Annotated in this window: 21 protein-coding genes and 1 pseudogene; 5 read left to right on the top strand and 17 right to left on the bottom strand. The window is 62.4% G+C overall.

All coding sequences use genetic code 11. The annotated features are described in order from the left end of the window. Positions 1-52: 52 nt before the first annotated feature. A complete protein-coding gene (locus AB7Z56_RS21185) occupies positions 53-1,009 on the bottom strand; it encodes a LysR family transcriptional regulator (RefSeq protein ID WP_354131565.1) in 957 nt (318 codons plus the stop codon). A 202-nt stretch (positions 1,010-1,211) separates the two neighbouring features. Between AB7Z56_RS21185 and AB7Z56_RS21180 the strand changes: the two genes are divergently transcribed. After that, positions 1,212-2,390 (top strand): aminotransferase class V-fold PLP-dependent enzyme, encoded by a 1,179-nt coding sequence (locus tag AB7Z56_RS21180; RefSeq protein ID WP_441256409.1) that lies wholly within the window; start codon positions 1,212-1,214, stop codon positions 2,388-2,390. A gap of 13 nt (positions 2,391-2,403) precedes the next feature. Here AB7Z56_RS21180 and AB7Z56_RS21175 read toward each other — a convergent pair whose 3' ends face one another. The 6 genes from AB7Z56_RS21175 to yajC are packed head-to-tail and all read right to left on the bottom strand — an operon-like array spanning position 2,404 to position 8,054. After that, positions 2,404-3,648, bottom strand: coding sequence for a threonine ammonia-lyase (locus tag AB7Z56_RS21175; RefSeq protein WP_354131567.1), 1,245 nt, complete (start codon positions 3,646-3,648; stop codon positions 2,404-2,406). Between the two features lie 45 nt (positions 3,649-3,693). Then, complete coding sequence (locus AB7Z56_RS21170) at positions 3,694-4,557, bottom strand: phytoene/squalene synthase family protein (RefSeq protein ID WP_354131568.1); 864 nt, start codon at positions 4,555-4,557, stop codon at positions 3,694-3,696. Then, complete coding sequence (locus AB7Z56_RS21165; protein ID WP_028152342.1) at positions 4,554-4,937, bottom strand: Mth938-like domain-containing protein; 384 nt, start codon at positions 4,935-4,937, stop codon at positions 4,554-4,556. Before AB7Z56_RS21165 ends, AB7Z56_RS21170 begins: the two co-directional genes overlap by 4 nt. A gap of 60 nt (positions 4,938-4,997) precedes the next feature. Next, positions 4,998-6,017, bottom strand: coding sequence for a protein translocase subunit SecF (gene secF, locus AB7Z56_RS21160; RefSeq protein ID WP_028152341.1), 1,020 nt, complete (start codon positions 6,015-6,017; stop codon positions 4,998-5,000). A gap of 11 nt (positions 6,018-6,028) precedes the next feature. After that, positions 6,029-7,633 carry a protein translocase subunit SecD gene (gene secD, locus AB7Z56_RS21155; protein ID WP_071913639.1) on the bottom strand — a complete coding sequence of 535 codons (1,605 nt, stop codon included), beginning with the start codon at positions 7,631-7,633 and terminating at the stop codon, positions 6,029-6,031. 46 nt (positions 7,634-7,679) lie between these two features. Then, positions 7,680-8,054, bottom strand: coding sequence for a preprotein translocase subunit YajC (gene yajC / locus AB7Z56_RS21150; protein ID WP_071913636.1), 375 nt, complete (start codon positions 8,052-8,054; stop codon positions 7,680-7,682). Positions 8,055-8,235: 181 nt separating this feature from the next. On the opposite strand from yajC, the gene AB7Z56_RS21145 reads away from it, so the two are divergent. Further along, entirely contained in the window at positions 8,236-9,228 is a 993-nt protein-coding gene (locus AB7Z56_RS21145) for an ATP-binding protein (RefSeq protein ID WP_354131569.1), read from the top strand. Positions 9,229-9,508: 280 nt separating this feature from the next. On the opposite strand, the gene AB7Z56_RS21140 is transcribed toward AB7Z56_RS21145, so the two are convergent. After that, positions 9,509-10,627, bottom strand: coding sequence for a SphA family protein (locus AB7Z56_RS21140; RefSeq protein WP_244623043.1), 1,119 nt, complete (start codon positions 10,625-10,627; stop codon positions 9,509-9,511). A 763-nt stretch (positions 10,628-11,390) separates the two neighbouring features. Here AB7Z56_RS21140 and AB7Z56_RS21135 point away from each other — a divergent pair. Then, positions 11,391-12,911, top strand: coding sequence for an outer membrane protein (locus AB7Z56_RS21135; RefSeq protein ID WP_354131602.1), 1,521 nt, complete (start codon positions 11,391-11,393; stop codon positions 12,909-12,911). A 206-nt stretch (positions 12,912-13,117) separates the two neighbouring features. Here AB7Z56_RS21135 and AB7Z56_RS21130 read toward each other — a convergent pair whose 3' ends face one another. The 3 genes from AB7Z56_RS21130 to AB7Z56_RS21120 form a co-directional block, all read right to left on the bottom strand. After that, positions 13,118-13,771: a MarC family protein gene (locus AB7Z56_RS21130; RefSeq protein WP_354102451.1), complete on the bottom strand. Its 654-nt coding sequence runs from the start codon at positions 13,769-13,771 to the stop codon at positions 13,118-13,120. Positions 13,772-13,783: 12 nt separating this feature from the next. Continuing rightward, positions 13,784-14,593, bottom strand: a complete 810-nt coding sequence (locus AB7Z56_RS21125; protein WP_283016601.1) for an MIP/aquaporin family protein — start codon at positions 14,591-14,593, stop codon at positions 13,784-13,786. Between the two features lie 114 nt (positions 14,594-14,707). Further along, positions 14,708-15,328: a ParB-like protein gene (locus AB7Z56_RS21120; protein WP_283016602.1), complete on the bottom strand. Its 621-nt coding sequence runs from the start codon at positions 15,326-15,328 to the stop codon at positions 14,708-14,710. Between the two features lie 379 nt (positions 15,329-15,707). On the opposite strand from AB7Z56_RS21120, the pseudogene AB7Z56_RS21115 reads away from it, so the two are divergent. Then, positions 15,708-15,929, top strand: a pseudogene (locus tag AB7Z56_RS21115) (hypothetical protein); the annotation flags it as partial. A 175-nt stretch (positions 15,930-16,104) separates the two neighbouring features. Here AB7Z56_RS21115 and AB7Z56_RS21110 read toward each other — a convergent pair. The 6 genes from AB7Z56_RS21110 to AB7Z56_RS21085 form a co-directional block, all read right to left on the bottom strand. Continuing rightward, positions 16,105-17,142, bottom strand: a complete 1,038-nt coding sequence (locus AB7Z56_RS21110; protein WP_354102450.1) for an HAD family hydrolase — start codon at positions 17,140-17,142, stop codon at positions 16,105-16,107. Positions 17,143-17,219: 77 nt separating this feature from the next. Then, entirely contained in the window at positions 17,220-18,929 is a 1,710-nt protein-coding gene (locus AB7Z56_RS21105; RefSeq protein WP_441256408.1) for an arylsulfatase, read from the bottom strand. A 161-nt stretch (positions 18,930-19,090) separates the two neighbouring features. Then, a complete protein-coding gene (locus AB7Z56_RS21100; protein ID WP_283018879.1) occupies positions 19,091-20,767 on the bottom strand; it encodes an arylsulfatase in 1,677 nt (558 codons plus the stop codon). A 114-nt stretch (positions 20,768-20,881) separates the two neighbouring features. After that, the gene (locus AB7Z56_RS21095) at positions 20,882-21,877 is read right to left on the bottom strand and encodes a formylglycine-generating enzyme family protein (RefSeq protein ID WP_283016605.1); all 996 of its coding nucleotides are present in this window, start codon (positions 21,875-21,877) and stop codon (positions 20,882-20,884) included. 401 nt (positions 21,878-22,278) lie between these two features. Further along, positions 22,279-23,661 (bottom strand): LysM peptidoglycan-binding domain-containing M23 family metallopeptidase, encoded by a 1,383-nt coding sequence (locus tag AB7Z56_RS21090; RefSeq protein ID WP_354123731.1) that lies wholly within the window; start codon positions 23,659-23,661, stop codon positions 22,279-22,281. A 109-nt stretch (positions 23,662-23,770) separates the two neighbouring features. Beyond that, positions 23,771-24,421, bottom strand: a complete 651-nt coding sequence (locus AB7Z56_RS21085; protein WP_028152470.1) for a protein-L-isoaspartate(D-aspartate) O-methyltransferase — start codon at positions 24,419-24,421, stop codon at positions 23,771-23,773. 236 nt (positions 24,422-24,657) lie between these two features. Between AB7Z56_RS21085 and AB7Z56_RS21080 the strand changes: the two genes are divergently transcribed. Further along, a complete protein-coding gene (locus AB7Z56_RS21080) occupies positions 24,658-25,029 on the top strand; it encodes a response regulator (RefSeq protein ID WP_028152469.1) in 372 nt (123 codons plus the stop codon). The last annotated feature ends 3 nt before the right edge of the window (positions 25,030-25,032 follow it).

The raw sequence follows: 25,032 nt of genomic DNA, 5'->3' as shown, positions 1-25,032 counted from the left end.
TACCCTTTGATGAACACGCGTTCGCGGATGACGAACGACACGAAGGGCGGCATCAGTGAGGTTTGGTTCCGGGCGATCGCAGATGATCGAGCATCAACTGGCTCGTCGCCGACAATCCCGCGGGATCCCTGGCTACCAGCACCAGTTCGCGATCAGCCCAGTCGTCGCTCAACTCGACGGCCGTCAGATTCATGCCGTGACTGAGAACCTGGAACGCACGGTCGGGAATGAGGCCGATGCCCATGCCGGCCTGCACCATCCGGCACACCGCATCAAAACCCGGGACGTGGACTCGCAACCGGATCGACTTGCCGATCTGCTGCGCGGTGTATTGCGAGCGCAGATAGATCGAGCTGGTCGCAAACAGGCCGACATGGTCGTAGTCGAGTGTGTCGGCGAACGAAACGTCTCTTGCCGACGCAAGCGGATGATCCGTGCGCACCACGATGACGAGGCGGTCTCGCCGATAGGAGAACCGCTCCAGCCCGCGCGTCGAAACGTCTGCCGAGCAGATGCCGATTTCGGCGACGCCCTCCTCGACGCCGCGAACGACATCGGCGCTGGGGCGCTCCTGCAGATCGAGCCGCACCAGCTCGTGTGAGCGAAAGAAGCCGGGCAGATCGTCGGGAAGGAATTCGACGATCGACGACAGATTGGCCAGCATCCGCACATGCCCGCGCACGCCGCGCGCATGCTCGGCCATGTCGACGGCGATCTTCTCGACGTTGAGCAGCGTCACGCGCGCATGATGCAGCAGCGATTCACCGGCCGGCGTCAGCGCCATGCCGTTCGGATGCCGCTCGAACAGCGCGACCTCGAGCACCTCCTCGAGATCATGCATGCGCTTGCTGACAGCAGAGGGCGCGATCGCCTCGCGCTGTGAGGCGCGCGTCAAATTGCCTTCCTCACAGATGGCGATGAACAACCTGAGCGTCGTGAGGTCGATCCGTCGGGTGATGTTGGTCCTGAGCGTCCCGGTCATTGAGCGGGATTGCGTCTTCTCTTGCATGGTCTGTTTCCCGATCCGGGAAGATATAGCGTTCGAAGTCACCGGGTTTCTCAAAATCCGGGGAGAAAGGCCGCCGATTTGGAATCCGATACCAAGACGAGGCAATAATCAGGCATTTTGTTCCAAGCTTCACATGAACTTGCTCGCGCTCGTCAACGCGCCTAATTCTTGGGATCGGGACAGCAGAGGCGGAGACCAGCACTTGATCGACATCGACCGGATACGTTCCGACACCCCGGCCGCCTTCCGCCTCGCTTATCTCCACAATGCCGGCGCGGCCCTCATGCCAACTGCCGTCGTCGCGGCAATGAAGGACCACATCGACCTGGAGAGCGAGATCGGAGGTTATGCCGCTGCCGACCGCGAGTCCGACCGGCTCGATGCGGTCTACGGCTCCGTAGCGCGCCTGCTGAATGCCGGCCCCGACGAGATCGCCCTCATGGAGAACGCGACAATTGCCTGGCAGATGGCGTTCTACGCGCTTCCGTTTCGCCAGGGCGATCGGATCCTGACCGCCGAAGCGGAATACGCTGCGAACTACGTCGCGTTTCTTCAGGTCGCAAGGCGCACGGGCGCGATCATCGATGTGGTGCCGAGCGATGCCAGCGGCGAGCTCGACGTCCACGCGCTCGAGCGCATGATCGACGAGCGCGTGAAGCTGATCGCCATCACCTGGGTTCCGACCAATGGCGGATTGGTCAATCCCGCGGCGGCGATCGGCAAGATCGCGCGGGCGCACGGGATTCCCTATCTGCTCGACGCCTGTCAGGCGGTCGGCCAGATGACGGTCGACGTCGACGCCATCGGCTGTGACATGCTGTCGGCGACGGGGCGCAAATTCCTCCGCGGCCCGCGTGGCACGGGCTTTCTCTACGTCCGCCGCGAGATGCTGCAACGGTTCGAGCCGCCGATGATCGATCACTTCGCCGCGCCCTGGGTCTCGCGCGATGAATATCGGTTGCGTGACGACGCGCGCCGTTTCGAGACATGGGAGAACAATTACGCGGCACGTCTCGGTCTCGGCACTGCCATCGATTATGCCCTCGCGATCGGCCTCGGCCCGATCGCGCAGCGCTGCCGACTGCTTGCGGACCGTCTTCGCGGCGGCCTCGCCTCCGTTCGCGGAGTGACCATTCGCGACCTCGGACGCGCACCGGGCGCCATCGTCAGCTTCACGCTGGATGGATATGGGGCGGACGCCATCGTCAGCAGCGCCGCTGCGGCGGGCATCACCATCGGCGCTTCAGATCCGGGGAGCACCCGTATCGATGCCGAAATCCGCTCGCTGCCGCCGGTCGTGCGGGCCTCCCCGCATTACTACAATACGGAAGCCGAGATCGATCGGCTGATCGGCCACCTCGCGGGTTTGGCGCCGCGATAGCGGCGCGCGCCACTCAGGTACAGCGCGCGCTCAAGCCGGATGCGCCGAGCTTGGCCATGACCTCGTCGAGATGCGCGCTGTCGCGGGTCTCGATGACGAGCTGGAGCAGCGTTGCCTTGGCCGGCAGGTCGGAGAAGGTCCGCTGATGCGAGACCTCGATGATGTTGGCGCCGGCCTCGGCCAGCAGTGAGGCGACGGCAGCCAATTGTCCGGGCCTGTCGGGGATGTCGAGCGACAGCTGGGTCAGCCGCCCCTCGCGCGCCAGCTCACGCGTCAGAACGGAGGCGATTAGCCGCGTGTCGATGTTGCCGCCACTCAGGACGAGGCCGACCTTCTGGCCGGCAAAGCGGGACGTATCGGACATCAGCGCGGCAAGCCCGGCGGCGCCGGCGCCCTCGACGACGGTCTTCTCGATCGAGATCAGGGTCGCGACCGCACGCTCGAGTTCGGCTTCGTTCACCAGCGCGATGTCATCGACGAGGCGGCGGACGATCTCGGTCGTGATCTTGCCCGGCGATTTCACCGCGATGCCTTCGGCGAGCGTGTCGCCGCGCGCCGGCAGATTGCCGTCATGGATGGCGTTGTACATCGAGGGGTAGAGCCAGGCCTCGACGCCAAGAATCCGCACTGTCGGCTTGATCGATTTCGCGGCAATGCCGATGCCGCTGATCAGGCCGCCGCCGCCGATCGGGACCACCAGCGTATCGAGCTCCGGCACCGCCTTCAGCATCTCGAGCCCGACAGTGCCCTGCCCCGCGATGACGAGCGGGTCGTCGTAGGGGTGCACGAAGATCATGCCGCGGGCCTCGCCATGGCTGCGCGCATACGCGGCCGCCTCCTCCAGCGTCGCGCCCGTCACCACCACTTCGGCGCCGTGGTGCTTGGTGTTCTCGACCTTCACCATGGGCGTGCCGACCGGCATGACGATGGTGGCGGGAATGCCGAGCCGCTTGGCGTGATAGGCGACGCCCTGCGCATGGTTGCCCGCCGACATCGCGATGACGCCGCGCGCACGCTCCTCCGGCGTCAGCGCGGTGAGCCGGTTGAGCGCACCCCGCTCCTTGAACGAGGAGGTGAACTGGAGGTTTTCGAATTTCAGCCAGATGTCGCAACCGCAGATGTTGCTCAGCGTGCGGCTGTAGCTACACGGCGTCTCGACGACGGCGCCGCGGATGGTGTCGGCGGCGGCATGAATGTCGCCCAGAGCGACCGGCAAGCCGCTGAGATTGGAGGACGTATTTTCGGACAATTCAGCCATAGGACAGCATAGAGCATTTGGCCGTTTGAGGCGATAAGCCGGCCGCTATTTGGTAAATTCCCGGGAACGTGAAGCCCGCCACAGCGTCCATAGCGTGCGCAGCCGCGACGGGGGCTGCGGCGCAAACGGATTGCGCCCGGGTTGCGACAGGCGCTTGAGGTCACCCCGCACTTGGCTCAGCAGCAGAAACGCTGGCCGTGCCGGCGCCGGCACCTCCGGCAACAACGACAAGGCCGTCGTCAAATGCTGCTCGGCTTCGCCCACGAGCTGGCTGAGCACCGCATGCAGATTTGGCGTCTCCTTGCCGGCGAACACGTCCTCCATCTGGCAGCCATGGGCCGCCAGCAGCTGCTGCGGCAGGAACAGTTGCCGGTGCGCCGAGTCGCGCGGCAGATTCGCAATCACCTGCGCGATGCCCTGGGCGAGCCCGGCATGCCTTGCGACATGCTCGGCCGCCTCCGAAGGCAGCGCCATGACCCGCGCCGCGAGGGCAAACAATGCCGAACAGGTCGCGTCCAGATAACCCTCCAGAGCCGCCATGGTCGGCATCGGATCGTTGTAGAGATCGAACTGATGCTCGTCGGCGAGCAGCGACAACGGCTCGACCGGCAGGTCGAAATCACTGATCGCACGCAATAGCTCCGCCGCCACCGGGTTGCCCTCGGCGCTGCCGTGGACGTGGCCCGACAGCATGTCGGTCCACCATTGCAGGCGGATTTCGCCGGGCAAGGGCTGGCTCACCTGGTCGCGGACGCGGACGATCTCGACATTGAAGGCATAGAGCGCCAGCAGCGCCTGGCGCTCGGCGGCCGGCGCAAACAGCGTTGCGGCATAGCGCGGAAAGTCATGGCTGCGCACGAGGCCGGCGCAGAAGGCGACGGAATCGGCCGGAGGCGCAGCGCTGCTCATGGCACGGCGATCAGCGCGGCCGCGACGCGGCGCCGCTCGCCGATCATGATGTTGTAGGTGCGCACGGCGGGACCGGTCTGCATCGTATCCAGCACCACCCTCACCGCCTTCAGCGCTTGCCGCAGGTCCGGCGGCGGCAGCCAGACGCCGGTTCCGGTGCCGATCAGGAGCGTGTCGATGCTGTTGGCCGCCGTGAAGACGCGATCCAGCGAATAGCGGTCGATCTTCGTCGGGTCCGTCACGTCCCAGGCCCAGATCGCGTCGGGCAGGCAGAGCAGCGATCCCCGATGCGACATGCCGGCAAAGGCGAAGCCGCCCTTGCCATAGGCTTCGATCGGCGCCGAGCGGGGAAAATGCGGTGCGTTGGGATCGCCGGCCATGTGCTTCGTCCGAATGAGCTTACTGCCCTCGCAAACGGCTGCGAGGGCACGCGGTTCGGATCATGCCTTGTTTTTCTTCGCCGGCGTAGCCGTATCGGGCGCATCTTCGCGATGCTCGCCGACGCCGAGATAGATCAGGATCGGGGCCGCGATGAAGATCGAGGTATAGGTGCCGACCAGCACCACGCCGAACATCATCACCGCGGTGAAGCTGTGGATGGCATGGCCGCCAAACAGCAGCAAAGCCAACAGCGCCAGCGTCACGGTGAAGTGGGTGATGATCGAACGCGACAGGGTCGAGTTGATCGACTCGTTGAGCAGCTGCGGCATCGGCATCTTCTTGTAGCGGCGCAGCATTTCGCGGATACGGTCGTAGATGACGACGGTGTCGTTGAGCGAATAGCCCAGAATGGTCAGAAGGGCCGCGATGCTGGTCAGGTCGAAATCGACCTGGCTGATCGACATGAAGCCGATCGTCAGCACGATGTCGTGCACGTTGGCGATCATGGCGCCCAGCGCGAACTGCCATTCGAAGCGGAACCAGAGGTAGATCAGGATCGAGACGATCGCGAGCATCAGGCCGAGCATGCCGTAGGCCAGCAGCTCGCCGGACACGCGCGGTCCAACGACCTCGACGCGGCGATATTCGACGGAATCGCCGAGCGCGCCGCGCACCTTCTGCACGGCTTCCTGCTGGGCGGCGTCGCCGCCCGGCTGCTCCGCGACGCGGATCAGGACGTTCTCGGGGCCGCCGAACTGCTGCAACTGGACTTCGCCGAGATGCAAGGCATCGAGCGTCGTGCGCATCGCGGCGATGTCGGCGGCGCCGGACTTGGCCTGCACTTCCAGCAGCGTGCCGCCGCGGAAGTCGATGCCGAAATTCAGGCCATGGGTGAAGAACAGCGTGATCGCGACGATCGACAGCGCCGCCGAGATCGGGAAGCTGATCCGGCGGAAGCGCGTGAAGTCGAAATGCGTATCGTCCGGGACGATACGCAGCGACGGCAGCAGCCCGAGCGCTGCGACCACGGTGAGAACGGCAATGAGAATGCCAAGCCCGATGAGAACGTAGTGAGTCACGGTCTTAGCTCCTAGATCGGCACGCTCTGCGGCCGCTTCCACCGCACCCACCAGGCTACGATCAGCCGGGTCAGCGTGAAGGCGGTGAACACCGTGGTGATGATGCCGATGCCGAGCGTCACGGCAAAGCCGCGCACCGGGCCGGTGCCGATGTAGAACAACACGGCGGCGGCAATGAAGGTGGTGATGTTGGAATCGAGGATGGTCGCAAGCGCCCGCTTGAAGCCGGCGTCGATCGCCGAAATCGCATTGCGGCCACCCCGCAGCTCCTCACGGATGCGCTCGTAGATCAGCACGTTGGAGTCGACCGCGATGCCGACGGTGAGCACGATGCCGGCGATACCGGGCAGCGTCAGCGTGGCGTTGAGCAGCGACAACAGGCCGAAGATCATGGCGACGTTGATCGCCACCGCGATGTTCGCGAACACCCCGAACAGCCGGTAGGTCAGAAGCATGAAGATGATGACCAGGATCGAGCCGACGTAAGCCGCAAGCTCACCCTTCTCGATCGAGTCCTGGCCGAGGCCCGGACCGACGGTGCGCTCCTCGACCACCGTGAGCGGGGCCGGAAGCGCGCCGGCGCGCAACAGGATCGCGAGATCGTTGGCCGATTGCACCGTGAAATTGCCGGAGATCTGGCCCTGACCACCGGTGATGGGCTCGCGGATGACGGGCGCCGAGATCACCTTGTTGTCGAGCACGATCGCGAAGGGCAGCCCGACGTTTTCCTGCGTGGCCTGCGCGAACTTGCGCGCGCCCGAGGTGTTGAACTTGAAGCTGACGACCGGCTCACCGGTCCGCTGGTCGAAGCTCGCCTGGGCGTCGGTCAGGTCGCCACCGGCGACCAGCACCTGCTTCTTGACTACATAGGGCGTGGGCGGCGGCGAGGCGCTCATCAGCAGCTCGGATTCCGGCGGCAACCGTCCCTGCTGCGCCTGATCCGGCGGCACGGACGCATCGACCATGCGGAATTCCATCTTCGCGGTCTTGCCGAGCAATTCCTTCAGGCGGGTCGGATCCTGAAGACCTGGGACCTGCACCAGGATTCGGTCGTTGCCCTGGCGCTGGATGACCGGCTCGACGGTGCCGAGCTCGTTGACGCGGCGCTCGACGATCTGAATCGACTGCTCGATGGTCTTGCGCATGCGGTCGAGCATCGCAGCCTGCGGAATCGCCAGGCGGATCACGCCGCCGCCGGCATCGGTCACCTCAAGGTCGCGCTGACCGCTGGATCCCATCAGTCCGCCCAGTGGCTGGGACAGCTCGCGCAGCTTGGCGAGCGCCGGCTGCACGTCGGATTCCTTGGTGATGCGAACCTCGGCCGCGTCGTTGCGCACGGTCACGCCGCCGGTGAATCCGATCTTGGCATCGCGCAGCGTCCGGCGGACGTCGTCGCGGACCTGGTCCAGCCTCTCCTTCTTCACATAGCTGGAATCGACCTCGAGCAGCAGATAGGAGCCGCCCTGGAGGTCGAGGCCGAGCACGAGCCGGCGCTGCGCCCAGGCGGGCCAGGTCTTGACCTGCGCTTCGGGGAAGAAGTTCGGCACCGCGCAGAGGCACACGATCAGCGCCGTCAGGATAATCCCGAGCGCCTTCCACCGCGTGAAATACAACATCGACTGGACCTGTCAGATCAGGAGATTGGGATGCTCGCGGAAGCGCTCACTTCGACGCGGCGTCGTCCTTGGCTGCTTCCTTGCTATCCTTGGATTCCTTGGCCGGCTCGCCCTTCGCGCGCACGCCCGAGATCATCTGGCGCATCTGCCGCACGCGCACGCCGTCGGAAATCTCGAACTCGATCTGGTCGTCGTCGACGACCTTGGTGACCTTGCCGACGAGGCCGCCCGAGGTCACGACGGTGTCGCCGCGGCGGATGTTCTTCACGAGGTCGGCATGGTCGCGCACCTTCTTCTGCTGCGGGCGCAGAATCAGGAAGTACATGATCACGAAGATCAGGGCGAACGGCAGCAGCGACATCAACATGCTGTTGGTGTCGCCGGCGCCCGCGGCCTGGGCATACGCAGGGGTAATGAACATTCGGACGATCCTCGTGGAAACGGGGGAAAACCGGTCAGGCCCTCAAAGGCGACCGGTTCGGTCAAATTCGCGCGGACTATAGCGGCCATTGCCCCAATTGCAACGCTGCCAGACCGTCGATTTGGCCATCTTGCGGCGCGCCGTCAGGCCCGATAAGGCTGCATTCTCAGGAACTTCGGACATGCCCAAAAAACCAAGCAAAAGCCCGGCCGGCAAAGGCCCCCGCACCCCTGCCAGGACGCCTGCCCGCGTCGCGGCAAAACGTCCCAAGGCAACCCCCAAGGCAGTCGATAAGGCAGCCCCGGACCTCTCCCAGGATCGTATCGTCCGCGCGCTGGAGACGATCGCGGCGCACCTCGCCGCCCAGGGCAAGCCGGCCGCCGAACGCGAATCGTTCGAGCGGGCGGACGCCTATGTCTGGCACCCCGACGGCCGCCTCGCTGCAGTGCCGCGGGTCAGCCGCGTCGAGCTGTTCCTGCTGAAGGGCGTCGACCGGATGCGCGACATCCTTATGGAGAACACCGAGCGTTTCGCCAACGGCCTGCCGGCCAACAATGCCCTGCTCTGGGGCGCGCGCGGCATGGGCAAGTCGTCGCTCGTGAAGGCGGCGCATGCCAGCATCAACGCGGAGCGCAAGGCCGCCGATAAGCTGAAGCTGATCGAGATCCATCGCGAGGACATCGAGAGCCTGCCCGCGCTGATGGAACAGCTTCGCGCCTCGTCCTTCTACTTCATCGTGTTCTGCGACGACCTCTCCTTCGACGGCAATGATGCGTCCTACAAGTCGCTCAAGGCCGTGCTCGAAGGCGGCATCGAGGGCCGGCCCGAGAACGTCATCCTCTACGCCACTTCCAACCGCCGCCATCTGCTGGCGCGCGAGATGATCGAGAACGAGCGCTCGACCGCGATCAATCCTGGCGAAGCGGTCGAGGAGAAGGTCTCGTTGTCCGATCGCTTCGGCCTGTGGCTCGGCTTCCACCGCTGCAGCCAGGACGAATATCTCGCCATGGTGCGAGGCTATTGCAGCCATTTCGGCATTGAGGTCGATGACGAGGCGCTGGAGCGCGAGGCGCTGGAATGGTCGACCACGCGCGGCTCCCGCTCGGGCCGCGTCGCCTGGCAGTTCGTGCAGGAGCTTGCGGGGCGGCTCGGCGTGAAACTGACGGTGAATTAGCGGTCGGATCGCAACCTGGCTACGTGCCGCCCTTCCCCGAAGGCGGAGGGTCAAGGGCGCGTGCCTCGCTTCGTCACCATGTGCCGGGTCGGCGTGACGGTACTTTCAGGCGCGGCGGGCGAGATCGCAAATCGCGCGCGAAGGCGACGCCTGCTACGCGCAGGCACTACGGCCTCGCTGGTGGTCACCGGAACGAGCTTCGACGGGGACCAGGTGCCACCGGTTGCCCGCGTGTTGCAAAGAATGATCAGCAAACTGACAAGCCGCAGCTTGGTTGCTGCTAATATTTTCTAACGATGGGCTTTGTCGTCGGAGGTGCTCCGGGCGCGGGCGGCGAGATAGAGAAGGTGACCCAGGTATTCCAGCCTGATGGCCGGTTTTCCGCAGCGAACTCACCGTAAGCCTTTAAATTGAGATAGCCCTGCATGTCGCCGACCGGAAACAGGAATCCAATCTGGGGGCCGATGCCGACCACTTGGGACTGGAAGCAGCCGACGCGGTCGCCTGAACCGCTGTCGCAGCCGAGCTCCTTATAGACATAGCCCACGAGGCCAACCATGACCTGCTTCGACAGGAATTGCGATGCACCCCAGTCGAAGTGCATGTCGACGCCATTCTGATACTGCGTTGCAGTGTTCTTGAAATTGTAGGTGAAGCCGAGCACGCCGGAGAATTCGTGGCCGGTCTGCGGATTGAAATAGGTGTAGCCGCCGCCGACGTCGATCGCGCTGTGTCCGATGCCTATATTCGACAGGCGATCGGATTGGTAAGCGCCAACCGGGATGTCGCCCATGATATAGGTCATGTAGTTGTGGACCCCGGCGTTCCAGCGCAATTGGAATACCGGCGCTACATCCCCAAAGCCCCATGTGGTGTCGCTGATGGTGTCGGACCGCGCGAAGGGGACGTTGTTGCCGAGAGGGCCCGTGAGCACGCCTGACAAGGTGCCTGCCAGGCTGGTGCCGACGACGCCGTAGGCTGCTAACAGGGACACCGACGCCTGGCCGCCGAGAACCGGCGTCGCGAATACATAGGTTGGGATCACAAAGCCAAGATCGCCCGTGGCGTTGACGTTCAAATTCAGTTTTGCGTCGAGGGTAACATTGGCCGGAACCCTGTTGAGCGTGAACTCGCGCGCACGCGCGACGTCGGCGCCGGCGGAGACAGAGGTGTGATAGTAGATGTTTGCCAGCGACCAACCCGGCTGCTGCGGCGTGGCCGCCAGACTTCCAAAGAAACCGGGGACCCAGAAGCTGACGCCGCCTTCATCGGCCAACGCACAATGGGAAAAACCAACGATCGCGGACGTCAGGACGAATGCAGCAACGCCAAGTCTGCGTCGACGTGCTGATTTCGATCGCTCACTCTGCCCCGCCGCCAGTGCAATGCTCACTGTCATGTCGTGCCTCGTAAGATGTGTTACCTCCGAATACAATCCGGCGACAGCGTACCCCCGAGGCGATCGGGGCTCATCATGTAAAATTCAACGGGGATAGATCTATCGCAAGAAAGATCAATGCTGCGACCAAAGAGCCACATTCGGTAACCCAAGTCCGATCGGGCGCCACGGCAGACCTACTGCAACCCTCTCATAGCTGGAATTGTTGAGTATGCATTTTGTGCCACTGATTCTATTTTCGGACCCCAACAACGAGTGAGAAAAGCAAGCTCGCATCGCCGTTCGCCGGCGTCTCTTGCTGCAACGCGATGCCAACCGTTGTTAGGTCGCATAAGCCTCACGACTGCTTATTGGTAATCGAGTGTGACCAAGAGCAAAGTTGCCAGACGATGAACCTCAAACTCACGCTCGTCGGCGTCGTTCTAGCGTCAGTCTTCGCCGCACCTGTGGCCGCTGGCCTATTCGAGGATGCCGTCGATGCTCACGCCAGAGGCGATTACGCCAAGGCCCTGTACGGCCAAGGCATGGGGAAGCCGGCTACGCAGCAACCTCCCCGCTAGCCGAAACTTCTATTGCGGTGCTGATGACCGCCATGGGCACAAATTCCGATGCTTCACTGCCAGATCGCCCAGCGCGTTCTCAAACAGGAGACGATCGCAAAGTCAGACAACAATGTTCACTTAAAGAACACGAAGCGGCACGAAGATCCTCAATTTCGTTGTGACCGAAATGTCACCTGCATCGACATTGCAAGCTAGGCTTGATGCAGATCAAACAAGTTGATTGGTCAGAGACCTTCTTGGTCATATGTTTGCGAGTTGTGGCCGACCTTGAGGAGGCGACAGTGCAGAGAGTTTTCCTCATTTGCATCGCGGCAGGATTGTTGAGCGGACCCGCTCTTGCGTCCGACCTGCCTGTCAAAGCTCCGATATACAAAGCACCAATCGCGGCACCTTTGTATAATTGGGGAGGGTTTTATGTTGGTGCCAACTTCGGTGGGGGATGGTCCAACGGCAGCCTGAACATTCCCGGCAACAATCTGTATGGCGGCCTGACCGAATTCGTTGGAGGCGTGCAGGCGGGCTATAACTTCCAGGCCGGCCACTTTCTGTTTGGTGTCGAAGGTGAGTTCGATGGAGCCGGCTTCGGTCATCCGGTCTTTCCTGCTCCGACATTAGCCTTTGTAGATCAACACTGGATCGGCACCGTGGCGGGCCGTGTCGGCCTCGTGGATGATCGATGGCTCGTATTCGCCAAGCTTGGCGGCGGCTGGGTCAACAGCAGCGCTACTTTGAACCTCCCCGGCGCCGCTTGGAACGGGACCAGCACGAACACCGGCTGGTTGGCGGGCGCTGGCATCGAATACGGCTTCAAGTCGCATTGGACCGTCAAACTCGAATACGATTATCTTGGGCTATCGAACTGGAGTTCTCCCACCGTCCCCTCGGTCGCTTTGAACCGCGACCTACAAATGGTCAAAGCTGGCATCAATTATAAATTCGAAAGCGGCCTTCCTGCGGTGGCCGAGGCGCCGAAGCATTCCCACGAGCCTTCAGACGACGAAGATCTACAGAAGAAATCACAAAACCCGATCGCGGATTTGGTCAGCGTGCCGTTTCAGAGCAACACCAATTTCAATACCGGACCATTCAATCGCACCCAGGAAGTACTCAACATTCAACCCGTCGTGCCCATGCATTTAAACGATGACTGGAACGTAATCTCACGTACCATCATTCCGTTGGTGAGCCAGCCGAGTCCGTTCTTCGACAGTAGCACCAACGGGATTGGCGACATTACTCAATCGTTGTTTGTGTCCCCCGTGCATCCCGGGCCGCTGATCTGGGGCGTGGGACCAGTCTTCACCGTTCCGTCCGCAAACGATCCCATCCTCGGGACCGGTAAATTCTTGTTCGGCCCAACGGCCGTGTTAGTGGTCACGCCGCCACATTGGGTGATCGGTGTATTGCTAAATAACCAGTGGTCGGTCGGCGGCAATCCACTGCGACCGCCCGTCAACGCCTTCCTCGCCCAGCCCTTCGCCAACTACAACATGGCGCACGGCTGGTACCTGAACACATCACCCATCATCACCGCGGATTGGCTCGCGGCGTCGGGGGAGCGGTGGACAGTGCCGGTCGGCGGCGGTATCGGTCGGGTTTTCAGAGTGGGTGATCAACCGATCAACGCATCGATTCAAGCCTATTACAACGTGATACGTCCGACCGGCGCTCCGGCCTGGTCCCTGCGAACTACTGTCGCGTTGCTGTTCCCGGTTAATTGACACGGCAACCTGGCGCGCAACGAGACTTGTGTCTCAGTGTCCGAAGTGGATGATCGCGTCCTTTGTACTGTGGGCCGACAACTTCCCGACGCCGCGTAATACGGTCCACCTCGGACTCGGTTCGGTTCAGAACAAATCTCCGATTGGCAGAATACATCCGAGGTCAAGATCGCCCCGGAATTTGCGTGGCGCCACCAACAGCTAGTTCAACGCAGAATCGTCACACCATGCGTCTGCAATGCCTCGATGATACCGTCGAAGATCAGCGCAACGCCCATCGCAGAGACGAAGAAGCCAACTATTCGGGTGATAGCATCGATCCCCATTGCGCCGAGCTTGTCGAAAAGTTTCCCGGCATATGCCAGACACAGGTAGGTGACGACCATCGTCGCGAAAATAGCCACGACGATCGCTACGAAAGAGGCCAGTTCCGCTGATGATCGCTTAATCGTGGCAGTCATGCCGAGGATGGTGGCGATGGCGCCTGGTCCGCACATGAGCGGCATCGCAAGCGGCACGAAAGCTATGTTGCCGCTTTGATCCGCACCGCTGGCTGGAATCACGCCACCGGAAGCGGATGGTGAAAATAGCTCAAAGCCGATCTTCATCAGGATGATCCCGCCGACGATGCGGACCATGCTCAGCGGCACGCCGAACAAGCGTAGGATCAGCGTTCCGAAGATCAGAAAAAAGAGCGATAGGAGCAGCGCATAGAGGCAGGCTTTCCATGCCACTTGGCGATGCGTGGCGGCGTCCTTGCCTTCCAACATCTTCAGATAGACCGGCAGGACCTCGAACGGATTTATTATCGCGAGCAATGTCGCGAACGTACCCACGAACAGCGAGAGTTCATGACCCATTATGCCTGCGCCTCACCCCTTCCCCGGGTGTTCGACTTCGGTGAAAAGGCTTCCCTGGGCGGCGCCTGAGCCTGCGCGGCCGCCGCCGGCACCGCGGAGCACCCATGCCGCACCCACTGCGAGAACTGCACCCACGAGTGGGCCTGCGACATACACCCAGTAGCTCATGAAGTCGGTTGCGACTAAGTTCGGGCCGAACGTGCGCGCGGGGTTCATCGACGCTCCCGAGATAGGGCTCCCCCACAGCCCGGCGAGCGCAATGTACGCGCCGACGCCGATCGCGCCCAATATCCCGATGTTCTGGGCGCCGGACGCCGTGCCGAGAATGACGCTGACGAGACCGAAGGTCAGCACGGCCTCCATCAGGAACGCATCGGACGCCGAGTATCCCGACGCGGGATAGTTCGACCCGTAGCTGGCCGACACGTTGATCACGGCGTGCAGGAACAGTGCCGCGAGCGTCGCCCCGATCAACTGCACGGCGATGTATCCCGGCACGCGACGCCACGGGAAGTCGCCACGCAGCGAGAACGCGATACTGACCGCGGGATTGAGGTGAGCGCCGGACACCTTGCCCATGAAGAGGATGATCGCCATCACCATCAGACCGGGTGCGACGACCGCAGCGGCACGGCTGATCGTGCCGGGAAAGGCCTGCCCCATCATGCCGCCACCGGCGGCCACGAGGACGAGGAAGAACGTTCCGAGCAGCTCCGAGAAGAGGCGGCGCCACTCTTGGCTCGGATCGTGGAAGTCGTTTAGCGATGCGACAAGCTCGTGATCCAGATGGCTCAGTGCTCTGTCGGCCTCTGCTTGCGCCATGATTGCTCTTTCCTCTGGTCGATGCCGCTGTCCGTTAGCCTCTCGCACCGGGCCAGCACGGCTCCTCGGGTCCTCGGCGGGCTTGCGGATTTTTCGAGCGGGCCAGGCATGCCTTCAATCCTCCAGGACGGGACCACACCAGCCGGGCAGGTAGCTCGCCTCCTCGTTTTTTGACAATTCCAGGGCTTGCTCGAGCGCGGCCTCGAAGTGGGTCTCTACGGTTTTGCGCTTGACCCGTCGACGCAAAAAGTCCGCCCACAAGAACTCGCTGAACGGCGTCGTGTCTTTGGCGTACCCCCCGGCGCGCCGCAGTTCTCCCGCCAACGAGCGGAACGGATCGTCAACAAGCCCGGCCACGGTCTTCGGTAAATCCTTGTAAGGGCGCAGACGGCCCTCGTCGTCGTACGAATGCATCCAGCTGTGATTGTCCAGGACGAACCAGAACGAATCGGGCTCCAGCGTCCTGAGGTTTTTCACCACGGTAACCAGTACCTCTTCGACCCCTTCTTCATGGAGCGCACGCGCCAGGTGGTGATGATCGATGACGTAGTGGCGGTCCTTCGGGCCAAGCACGACCGGGATCATGTGCTTGCCCAAGAACTCGGCTCCTTTGTTTTTACTCTCGTCACGCCAGCGCTTGCGCTTCTCCTTGACCTCCCGAATGCCGACCGTCATCTGGGTCGGGCGCAGGTCTGCGATCGCAACGGGCTTGAGAATGGGTTCGCGAACCGACATCGTGCAGACTTCTTTGATCACTAGTCCGGAAATGTTCGCTTTTAGAAGAAGACGTCGTCGCCTCGTCAGCAACCCACCGCCGGGCCAGCCGCGTCCGGTCGGTCCCGATCACCAGACATTCTCAGCGCCCGTCGGCAAAGCCCGCCTTTCTAACAACGACCCTTCATTGTGCTCACGGTGGACTCTTCCATTGATCTGGATCAACGGTCGGCCAAGACCCTTGACGCGCGCCCGTACCGGGGCGACACGGACATGATGGCGCTTCGTGATTGTGGTCGATGACGATGCGGCCATCCTGAAGCGTATGACGAATGCTGTTCGCAGGTTTAGCTTCGAATAGTCAATTCGAGGGAGTCTGACCATGAACATCACTCCCACCATGCGCGCATTGGTATGGTCGACCTCCGTTCTGGCTCTCAAAATTGGTCCGACCTTCGCCCAGCAGACCTCGGGAGCGCCGGGCTCACCCAGCGCCACGACGACGATAGACGGCAAATATATCCCAAACCCGCCCGCGCCGTTCGGCGGAACGATCAATATGGATGCCAAGGATTCCAAACCCTATTGGCCACCGACCGTGGTGCCGCCCAAGGGGCGCCCAACGTCCTGCTGATGTCCGCCTTGCGTTAACAGCGGACGTCCGCGCCTCGAACGCGGTGCCGCAGGCGACAAAGATGGTCGGTGTGCAAATCCGGAATGCGTTGCGTGCCTCATGCCGGCAACCATGTCCACTGGCTATAGCCGTCCAGATAGCGCTTATGGGTCCTTAGAGGATGTCAGTCGAAGGCAAAGATGCGCTTCCAGTCCTTCTTCATGTCGACGACGGTCCACTTGTTGACGGCCGCGGCGTCCAGCGCGACGTCGAGTTTCCCGAAATGCGAGTCGCGGTCGTAGGCATATTCGCGTTCCGCATCGGTATGGTGGACGATCAGGCCGAACCGCGCGCCACTGGCGCCGAGCGTCGTCCATTGCAGCATTTCGAGATCGCCGTCGGAATTGCCGAAGGCGGCGATCGGACGCCGGCCGATGTGCTCGTTGATGCCGATCGGCTTTCCCGTCTTGTCATCGATAAAATTGATGTCGGGCAGCCGGAAGAGCGTTGGCGCACCGTCCTTGATCTCAAATCGGGTCTTGATCGACGATCCGACAACCTGTTCCGGCGGTATTCCGTAGATCCGCTCGGTCCAGGGCCGCATGAATTCGATGCCGCCTCCTGACACAATGAAGGTCTTGAAGCCGCTGGCCCGGAGATAAGCGAGCAGTTCGAGCATCGGCTGATAGACCAGTTCGGTATACGGCCGCTTGAAGCGGTGATCGTGCGCGGTCGCCAGCCAATCCGTGACAATCTTCTCAAACTCCGCCGTGGTCATGCCAGCATGCGTCACCGCAATCAGTTCGACCAATCCCTTTTCGCCGGATGCCATCACCGCCTTCAGATCACCGTCCAGCACCCCCGCGAACGGTTGCTTGGTCTTCCATTCCGGATTCATTGGCGCCATAGCCTTTACGCGGTCGAGTACGAAGGCCAGTTGCACGTACATCGGCTGCTCGATCCAAAGCGTCCCGTCGTTGTCGAAGGTCGCGATGCGTTGGTCGACCGGTACGAAGAAGGGCCCGCCTTGCATCGTGATGCGGGCGACGAAGTCAAGAATCGAAGCCTTGGTCGCTCCCTCGTTCCAGGACGGCAGAGGATCGCTCTGCCCTTGTGCCACCGCGGAGGTGGAACGGAGTGAAACGGACAGTACCGGAAGCATCGCCAGGGACGAGAGAAGGACGCGACGATCGATAGCAGGTAAACGGATGATCGGCTTCATGGTCGACACCTTTCCATTGCCCAGCGGGCGCACGGAAATTCGGCGCGCCGGCCATAAATCAGTCGAAGCCCTGGCGACTACCTACTCACTGCCGCCCGGGCCGCCTCGATTTTCGCCTTCACGGCATCGAGGTTGAAGCTCGCGCCCTTTTGCATCGGCGGAAACTCGATCGCCGTCATCGCCAGCTTTTCCACCTGCTGCTGAACAAACACAAAGCGCCAAAATTCGTATTTGAACCAGTCGAAGTACTGTTGCGCGCCTTCTTTGGTCCCATTGTCGGGCCAGCCCGTGCGCTCGAACGGATCGAGGCGAAGGTTGGTCAGGTACGGCACGTCAGCCTTGGTCTTTTCGCCGAGCCAGCCTCTGGGCTGGTCGATGAAACGATACTTGAAGTCGTCGATGCGAACGGCACCGAGTTCGCTCTCGCCGAAGTAAAAGATTTCGTGCCGGTTCGACGGTCCCTTGCCGGTAATCATGTCCATCTGGTTATAGCCGTCCAGATAGCACTTATAGGTCGTGTCACCGATCTGTTTGCCCTTCTTCAGTTCCTCTGCAATGTTCGGGTTGCCGGCCGCCGCCAGGAAAGTCGGAAACCAGTCCAGACCGGAAATGATGCCGTTTTCGACCTTGCCGGCCGGCACCTTGCCCGGCCAACGGATCATGCAGGGTACGCGGAAGCCACCTTCCATGACGGTGCCTTTGCTCTGCGCGAAGGGCGTCTGTCCGCCATCAGGCCAGGTGAAGACCTCGGTGCCGTTGTCGGTGGTGAAGACCACGATGGTGTTGTCGTCCACGCCCATATCCTTGAGCTTCTGCATCACGAGGCCGACGTCGTCATCGAGCTGCGCCATGCCGGCTTCATGTATCGACCAGCCGTTCTTGGAGTTTCGTAGGGCCTGGTATTTGGGGGCGAGGTGGGTGACGATGTGCATCCGGGTGGGATTGAGCCACAGGAAGAACGGCTTGTTGTCGGCCTTGGCCTTCTCGATGAACTTGATCGCCAGGTCGCGAATTTCGTCATCTACGGTTTCCATCCTCTTGGGATAGAGCGTTCCGGCATCCTCGATCCTCTGTTTACCGACCTTGCCCCAGCGCGGATCGACCGCCGGGTCATCCACGTTGGTCGCATAGGTATGAAGCATGTTGCGCGGACCAACGACGTTCAGCAGGTCCTGCGGGTAATTGGGGTGCGCGGGGTCTTCCATTGCATCGAGGTGATAGAGATAACCGAAGAACTCGTCGAAACCGTGCATCGTCGGCAAGAATTCATTCTTGTCGCCAAGGTGATTCTTGCCAAACTGGCCAGTGGCGTAGCCCATTCCTTTCAACGCCGTGGCGATGGTCACGGCCTGCGCGGGTATCCCGATCGCTGCGCCGGCCTGGCCGACCGTGGTCATGCCGGTGCGGATTGGCAATTCACCGGTGATGAAGTTGGCGCGACCCGCCGTGCAACTTGCCTCGGCATAGTAATCGGTAAACAGCATGCCTTCGGCGGCGAGCTTGTCGAGATTGGGCGTCCGCCCCGCCATCAGGCCGCGGTGATAGGCGCCGATATTCCACATCCCAATATCGTCGCCCATGATGACGACGATGTTCGGCCGCTGCCCCGCTGGCGCGGGTGACGGTGTTGGCTGCTGCGCCTGCGCGGAACTTGTCAGCCCGACCGCGGCGAGTGCCGAGGCGGCGACAAGAGAACTCCCGCTCAGCAAGAGATCGCGGCGTTTCATTCCACTGCCCGATTGCGGAGTAGCGTCGTGGGAATCTCTAGGCGGAAGCTTGTTGCTCATGACGCGCTCCTCTTTGTTGTAATGCAATTGGTTCTGTTCGCTTAACGTGTCGGAAGCGGACGTGGCTCGCGGAGGTGCCGCGGGCCTTTATCGCTTTGCTCGCTATTCCGTTGGCGGGCGCCCCTTCGTGAGGCGCCCGCTTCGTCAGATCACGCTCGCGGCTAGTCGCTGCGACCGGCAGTTTTGGCCTGCTTGATCTGTTGCAGCACCTGATCGAGGTTATAGCTGGCCGGGTCCTGGAGCGGCGGGTACGCCTGATAGGTCTCCAGTTCCTTCAGCCAGAGCGCCTGGCCGATGGGCAGCATGTTCCAGTCATAGACGTAGGCGGTAGAAGGGGAGCCGATTACGCCGCCGAGGCCCATGAGCGTCTTGTATTGTGAACCGATCGAGGTCTCGAACGGGTCTCGCTTGATATTGACGACCTGGGCCCAGTGATAGGGAGCCGCTCCAGAAATAAAGCCCTGCGGGGCGTCGGACACCATCGTGAAGTAGATCTTCCAGTTCTTGTACCGCACCGCCGACGGGTCCTTGCCCGAATAGTAGAAGAAGGTGTCGCGCGCCGACGTTTCCGAACGTCCGGAAAGGTACTCGGTCTGATCGACGCCATCGAGCGTCGTCTTCACGATGCCGGGATATTGGCCGGCCTCGATCCGCTTCTTCAGCGCGTCTCCCTTTGCGCCGCCAGCGATGTTGACAAACGTCGGCAGCCAGTCGAGTGACGCGAAGATGTCGTTCTTGATGGTGCCGGGCTTGATGACGCCCGGCCAGCGAATGAGCGCCGGAGCGCGCATACCGCCTTCCCAGGTGCTCAGCTTGCCGCCCTTGAACGGAGTCGTGCCGCCGTCCGGAAAGGTGATGGTCTCGGCGCCGTTATCGGTCGTGAACACGATGATCGTGTTGTCGAGCTGACCCATGTCCTGGAGCTTCTTCAGCACATAGCCGATATTGTCATCCAACTGCTTCATGCCGGCCTCGTTGAGGCCCCAGTCCTTGCCGCCGGGCTCGCCGACCATGGCCGCGTACTTGTCATTCAGCACGGTCGTGATGTGCATGCGCGCGGGGTTGTACCAGACGAAGAAAGGCTTGCCCGTCGTCTTCGGATCATTGCGATCCATGAAGTCGATGACCTTGGACGAGATTTCCTCGTCGACACCCTTCGATCGCTCAAGCGTTAGCGGGCCCTGGTCGATGCATTGCTGAGTCCTGGATGTTCCATCGGACTTGCAGAACAGGACGTTGCGCGGAGGCGTCAGGCAAACCGTCGTTTTCGGATCGACCGCGCCCGGTACCTCCGGGATGCCGGGGATCGGCGTATTCTTGCAGGGCGGGGCAACCGACTGCTGGCTCGGAGTCTTGTTGATGTCCGGGAAGCTCACGCCCTGCATGGCGTCGAGGTGATACAGATAGCCCCAGTATTCCTGGAAACCATGCGCGGTCGGCAGCGCGTCGGTGTGGTCGCCGAGATGGTTCTTGCCGAACTCGCCGGTGTTGTAGCCGAGATCGAGCAGGAACTTGGCGAGCGCCGGGGTACCGGGCCGCAGATAGGACGGGCTGCCGGGCAGTTGCGGAGGAATCATGCCGGTGCGCAGCGGATGCATTCCGGTGAAGAAGGCGTTGCGACCGGCCGTGCAACTCTGCTCGGCATAGTAATGCGTGAAGATCGCGCCTTCATTGCCGATGCGATCGATGTTGGGCGTCTCGCCGACCATCAACCCGCGATGGTAGATGCTTGGCTGGTAGAGGCCGATGTCGTCACCCATGATAAAGAGGATGTTGGGCTTTTGCGCCGGCTGGGCGGCCACCGGCGTGCTGATCAATCCCGCCGACGGTATCATCATCGTCGCACCGAGCAGCGCTGCGCTGGACCGCTTGAGCCACCCTTGCTTCTTGCGTGGCATTGTGACCGAAAGCTCATCATTGAATACGCAATTCAACATGGCATCGCTCTCCCATTAAGATGCGTCAGAGGCTCCTCGCCTGATGCACCGAAATCCAAGATGACTTGTGGAAGTGTCGACCGGCTCCGCATGCCGCGCAGCCGGCCGGTAGCGTCGGCAGTAATTCGGCGCGCACAAATGCGAGCCGCCTTTGATGACCTTGCGTGGAATCTTGACGTTGGTCGTTCTTGGGTCGTAGCTATCGGCCTCGCGGCCGCCGCGCGGGTTCTCCGGAATGCAGCAGGCTTTTGCGGCGTCGGCTTCATGCTGAGGCGAGTACCAGTCGGACGTCCACTCCCAGACGTTGCCGATCAGATCGTGCAGCCCGTAACCGTTCGGCGGGAATGCCGTGACCGGCGATGTCCGTTCGAAGCCGTCGTCCCGGGTGTTCTGGCGCGGAAATTCACCCTGCCAGGTGTTGGCCATATGACGGCCGTCGGGCGTAAACTCATCTCCCCATGCGAACTCGGCGCCGTCCAGTCCGCCGCGCGCCGCAAATTCCCATTCGGCTTCGGTTGGCAAATCCTTGCCGGCCCATTTTGCGTAGGCGACCGCATCGCTGAAGGCCACATGCACGACGGGATGATCGTCCAGCCCACGGATATCGCTGCCCGGCCCGTAGGGATGCCGCCAGTCCGCGCCCTTGGCGAAGGTCCACCACTGGCTGAAATCCCGGAGACTGACCGGATACGCGGGCGGCGAGAACATCAGGGAGCCCGCATAGACCATGTGCGGAAGCATTCCCGGATAGTCCTTTGGATCGGGCACGATCTCGGCAACGGTGACGTGGCCGGTAGCCTTGGCGAACGCCTTGAATTGCCGGTTGGTCACTGGATGGCGATCCATCCAGAACGCATCCACGGTGACGCGGTGGACCGGCGCTTCCTCCGGATAGTGCCGATCCGAACCCATGCGAAACGTGCCGCCCGGCACATACAGCATCCCCTCGCCTGCAGGATGCTGGAGCGATTGCCCGCGATCAGGCGACGATTTCGTATCAGCCAGCTTCATGCCGATCTCCGGACCCGTGCGTCATTACCCAGCGCTGACACGGAGCCGGAACGGCAGATTTCAGAATTGATCCAAATCAAAGAGTCCTGGTCGCGTCCCTCATGACGGAGCTGGGCCACCAGCAAGCCCTGCCATGTCCGCTGCGCCATCGAAACCGAAGCAGCTTCAGGACATTAGGACATCTCCCCGGCAGCCATCGGCTACTTTGCATGGGGTTGTTTTTCGAAAATTGATTGTCCGGACACAAAAGCCTCAGTACGCCACGGTTCGAGGCAGCTTCTCGGCTTGGCGACCGCCGCCTCTGGAATACTGGATCGCCCGCACCAGTGCGCAATGCGCGCAAGGCGGGCGATGACAGCATACTCGTGGTGATTGCGTGCCCTACTCTGTGGGCCCGCGCGTCACGCCCCGTTCAGGAATTGAAGCGGGTCAACCGGGCTCGATCCCTTACGGATCTCGAAGTGGAGCTGCGGCGACGCCACCTCCCCGGATTGACCCGACTTGGCAATGACCTGACCGCGCTTGATGGTATCGCCGCGCTTCACCATCAGCTCACTCGCATGGGCATATGCGGTGACGTAGCCGTTGGAGTGCCGAACCAGGACCAGATTGCCGTAACCTTTGAGCTCGTTGCCTGAATAGGCGACGACGCCGTCTTCTGCCGCCTTGACCGGCGTACCCTCGGGCACCGCGAGATTGATGCCGTCATTGGACTTGCCATTGGTCTTGGCGCCGTAGCTCGTGACCACCTTGCCGCGCACCGGCCAGCGGAAGGTCGGCAGCGCGCTCGTGGTCTCCGCAGCTTTCGCCGGAGCCTCCGCGGCCTTCTCTTCGACATTGGCCGTGGCCTGGGCCAGACGCGCGCTTTGCACGGGTGCGGCGACAGCGGCCATCTTGGTGGCGGGTGCGGGAGCAACCGCAACGGGCTGCAGCGTGCCCGCGACAGGAGCCGCAGCAACCGGCGCCGCGAGGGCGGCGGTCTTGGCACCCGGCACGGTCAGCCTGGTGCCGAGCTTGAGCTTGGCCGACGGATCGAGGCCGTTGGCACGGGCAAGCTCAGCCGACGAGATGTGGTTCTTGCGGGCAATGCTGGCGAGCGTGTCGCCGTGATTGACGAAGTGCGTGCTCGGCGGCGCGGCGACAGCTGCAACCGGCTTCGCAGCAGGCGCCATCGCGGGAGCCGCCGCGACAGGAGCCATCGCCGGTGCGGGCGCAGCGGCTGTGGCCGGATGCGGGATGATCAATTGCTGGCCGGGCGAGAGCGCGCGCGGGCCCTTGTAGCCGTTGGCGGCGAGGATCGCCTGCGGCGTGACGCGATAGCGCTTGGCGAGCACGTCGAGCGTGTCGCTGGTGCCGACGATGATTTTGGTCCCGCCGGCCGGCTGGGCGGCCGCGACCGAGCGCGGCGGCACGGTGGCCGTGGTCTCAAGATGCGGCTGTGCCGGGGGCGCGTAGGAGCTGACGCCGCGACCGCCTCCGGACACCCCGCCACCCGCCGCTACCGGATAGGATTGCGGCGCGGAGACCGCCGGCGGCGGCAAGGGCTGCGACTGATAATAACCGGGCTGCGTCTGCGGCCGCGAATATTGCGGCAGCTCACGCTGCGGCGGCGGTGCCTGCTGCACCGAGCCGGTCTGCTCAGACGCGAAAGGATTGGAGAAATTCGACTGGGACAGCCGCGACTGCATGTCGGCGCTGCACCCTGCGAAGCTGAACGAGATCAGCGCCAAGACCGCAACCTGCGGCACGCGGCGCGAGTAAAGCAACTCGGCGACTACAGACATGGTTACTCACTCGTACGCAACAGAACTGGTCTTTTAAGTAAACACGTCGCGAGTAAATAACGGCTTAACCCTCCCAATAAGATGTTGGCGACACAGCCGATCCGGAAATCTACAGCTCCCGCGCCACCCCGGGCAGCGCCGGCACGAAGCGGACCTCGACGAGTTCCTTGCGCTCGATCCCGGCTTCGGTCCGGCTGAAGCGGACCAGCGTCTGCACACCATGGTGCGGGCCGATGGGTGCGATCAGGATGCCGCCGACCTCCAGCCGCTCGACCAGGTTCTCCGGAAGCTGCTCCATCGCGGCGGTCACGATGATGCGGTCGAACGGGCCGATATTGGCCGGCAGGTTGAGGCCGTCGCCGAGCATCACCTCGACATTGTGACAGTTTAGCTTTTCGAGCCGGGCGCGTGCCGCCTCCGCGAGCTTGCGGTAGCGCTCGACGGTCAGCACCTGGCCTGCGAGACGCGACAGCACGGCGGCCTGATAGCCCGAGCCGGCGCCGATCTCGAGCACGCGGTGCTTCTTCTGGAGCTGCAGCTGCTCGGTCATGTAGGCGACGACGAAGGGCTGGCTGATGGTCTGCCCGCAGGCGATCGGCAGCGCGCTGTCACGATAGGCGGCGTCGCGATCGGTCTCCTCGACGAACAGATCGCGCGGCACCTCCTCCATGGTTCGCAGCACCGCCTGATCGCTGATGCCCCGGCGCCTCAGCGAGAGCTGAAACATCATCTTTTCCGGCGGGTGCTGATCGGAGGTCATCGCTGCTTATCGTCTCGTCGGGTCCGGGGCCACGTGTCTCGTTAAGACCCGGGCAGGAATCCTGTTCCTACCCAGGAACCCATGATAGCCGTTCGGGCGCGGTATTGGACCATAAATCGGCTTGCAACGGGTTGGCTGCAAAGACCATTTTCAGGTGTCCGCTCGCCGAAACGCGCATTGCGTCGATTCGCGTTATCTGCGAACGTTTTCCGTAAATGGGCAAGGACTCAACGACTATGACCGCGACCGGACCTTCGGGCCGCTCTGTATTCCTCGTCGAGGACGAGGTGATGATCAGGATGATGGTCGCGGATATGCTCGAAGAGCTCGGCTACAAGGTGGCTGCCGAGGCCGGCGATATCACCGAGGCGCTGCGGCTCGCCCAGGCGACCGAGTTCGACATCGCCATCCTCGACGTCAACGTCAACGGCAAGGTCATCTCTCCGGTCGCCGATGTCATCAGGGCGAAGGGCTGCCCGTTCATCTTCGCTACCGGCTACGGCTCCTCCGGCCTGCCCGAGCAGTACCGCGACCGGCCGGCCTTGCAGAAGCCGTTCCAGCTCGACGCGCTCGGCAAGACCATCGAAGCCGCTCTTCGCGGCGGCTAGCGA

It is taken from the genome of Bradyrhizobium sp. 482_C4_N1_8 (assembly GCF_052075965.1).
GTDB lineage: Bacteria > Pseudomonadota > Alphaproteobacteria > Rhizobiales > Xanthobacteraceae > Bradyrhizobium > Bradyrhizobium barranii.
This window is presented reverse-complemented; position numbering and strand designations above follow the sequence as displayed.

Coding starts and splice junctions, on each gene's coding strand:
- AB7Z56_RS21080 (WP_028152469.1), top strand. CDS start 24,658: ATGACCGCGACCGGACCTTCGGGCCGCTCTGTATTCCTCGTCGAGGAC.
- AB7Z56_RS21130 (WP_354102451.1), bottom strand. CDS start 13,771: ATGGGTCATGAACTCTCGCTGTTCGTGGGTACGTTCGCGACATTGCTC.
- yajC (WP_071913636.1), bottom strand. CDS start 8,054: ATGTTCATTACCCCTGCGTATGCCCAGGCCGCGGGCGCCGGCGACACC.
- AB7Z56_RS21110 (WP_354102450.1), bottom strand. CDS start 17,142: ATGAAGCCGATCATCCGTTTACCTGCTATCGATCGTCGCGTCCTTCTC.
- AB7Z56_RS21175 (WP_354131567.1), bottom strand. CDS start 3,648: ATGGCTGAATTGTCCGAAAATACGTCCTCCAATCTCAGCGGCTTGCCG.
- AB7Z56_RS21120 (WP_283016602.1), bottom strand. CDS start 15,328: ATGTCGGTTCGCGAACCCATTCTCAAGCCCGTTGCGATCGCAGACCTG.
- AB7Z56_RS21105 (WP_441256408.1), bottom strand. CDS start 18,929: ATGAGCAACAAGCTTCCGCCTAGAGATTCCCACGACGCTACTCCGCAA.
- AB7Z56_RS21085 (WP_028152470.1), bottom strand. CDS start 24,421: ATGACCTCCGATCAGCACCCGCCGGAAAAGATGATGTTTCAGCTCTCG.
- AB7Z56_RS21125 (WP_283016601.1), bottom strand. CDS start 14,593: ATGGCGCAAGCAGAGGCCGACAGAGCACTGAGCCATCTGGATCACGAG.
- secD (WP_071913639.1), bottom strand. CDS start 7,633: ATGTTGTATTTCACGCGGTGGAAGGCGCTCGGGATTATCCTGACGGCG.
- AB7Z56_RS21090 (WP_354123731.1), bottom strand. CDS start 23,661: ATGTCTGTAGTCGCCGAGTTGCTTTACTCGCGCCGCGTGCCGCAGGTT.
- AB7Z56_RS21170 (WP_354131568.1), bottom strand. CDS start 4,557: ATGAGCAGCGCTGCGCCTCCGGCCGATTCCGTCGCCTTCTGCGCCGGC.
- AB7Z56_RS21185 (WP_354131565.1), bottom strand. CDS start 1,009: ATGCAAGAGAAGACGCAATCCCGCTCAATGACCGGGACGCTCAGGACC.
- AB7Z56_RS21140 (WP_244623043.1), bottom strand. CDS start 10,627: ATGACAGTGAGCATTGCACTGGCGGCGGGGCAGAGTGAGCGATCGAAA.
- AB7Z56_RS21145 (WP_354131569.1), top strand. CDS start 8,236: ATGCCCAAAAAACCAAGCAAAAGCCCGGCCGGCAAAGGCCCCCGCACC.
- AB7Z56_RS21165 (WP_028152342.1), bottom strand. CDS start 4,937: ATGGCCGGCGATCCCAACGCACCGCATTTTCCCCGCTCGGCGCCGATC.
- AB7Z56_RS21100 (WP_283018879.1), bottom strand. CDS start 20,767: ATGATGATACCGTCGGCGGGATTGATCAGCACGCCGGTGGCCGCCCAG.
- AB7Z56_RS21095 (WP_283016605.1), bottom strand. CDS start 21,877: ATGAAGCTGGCTGATACGAAATCGTCGCCTGATCGCGGGCAATCGCTC.
- AB7Z56_RS21135 (WP_354131602.1), top strand. CDS start 11,391: ATGCAGATCAAACAAGTTGATTGGTCAGAGACCTTCTTGGTCATATGT.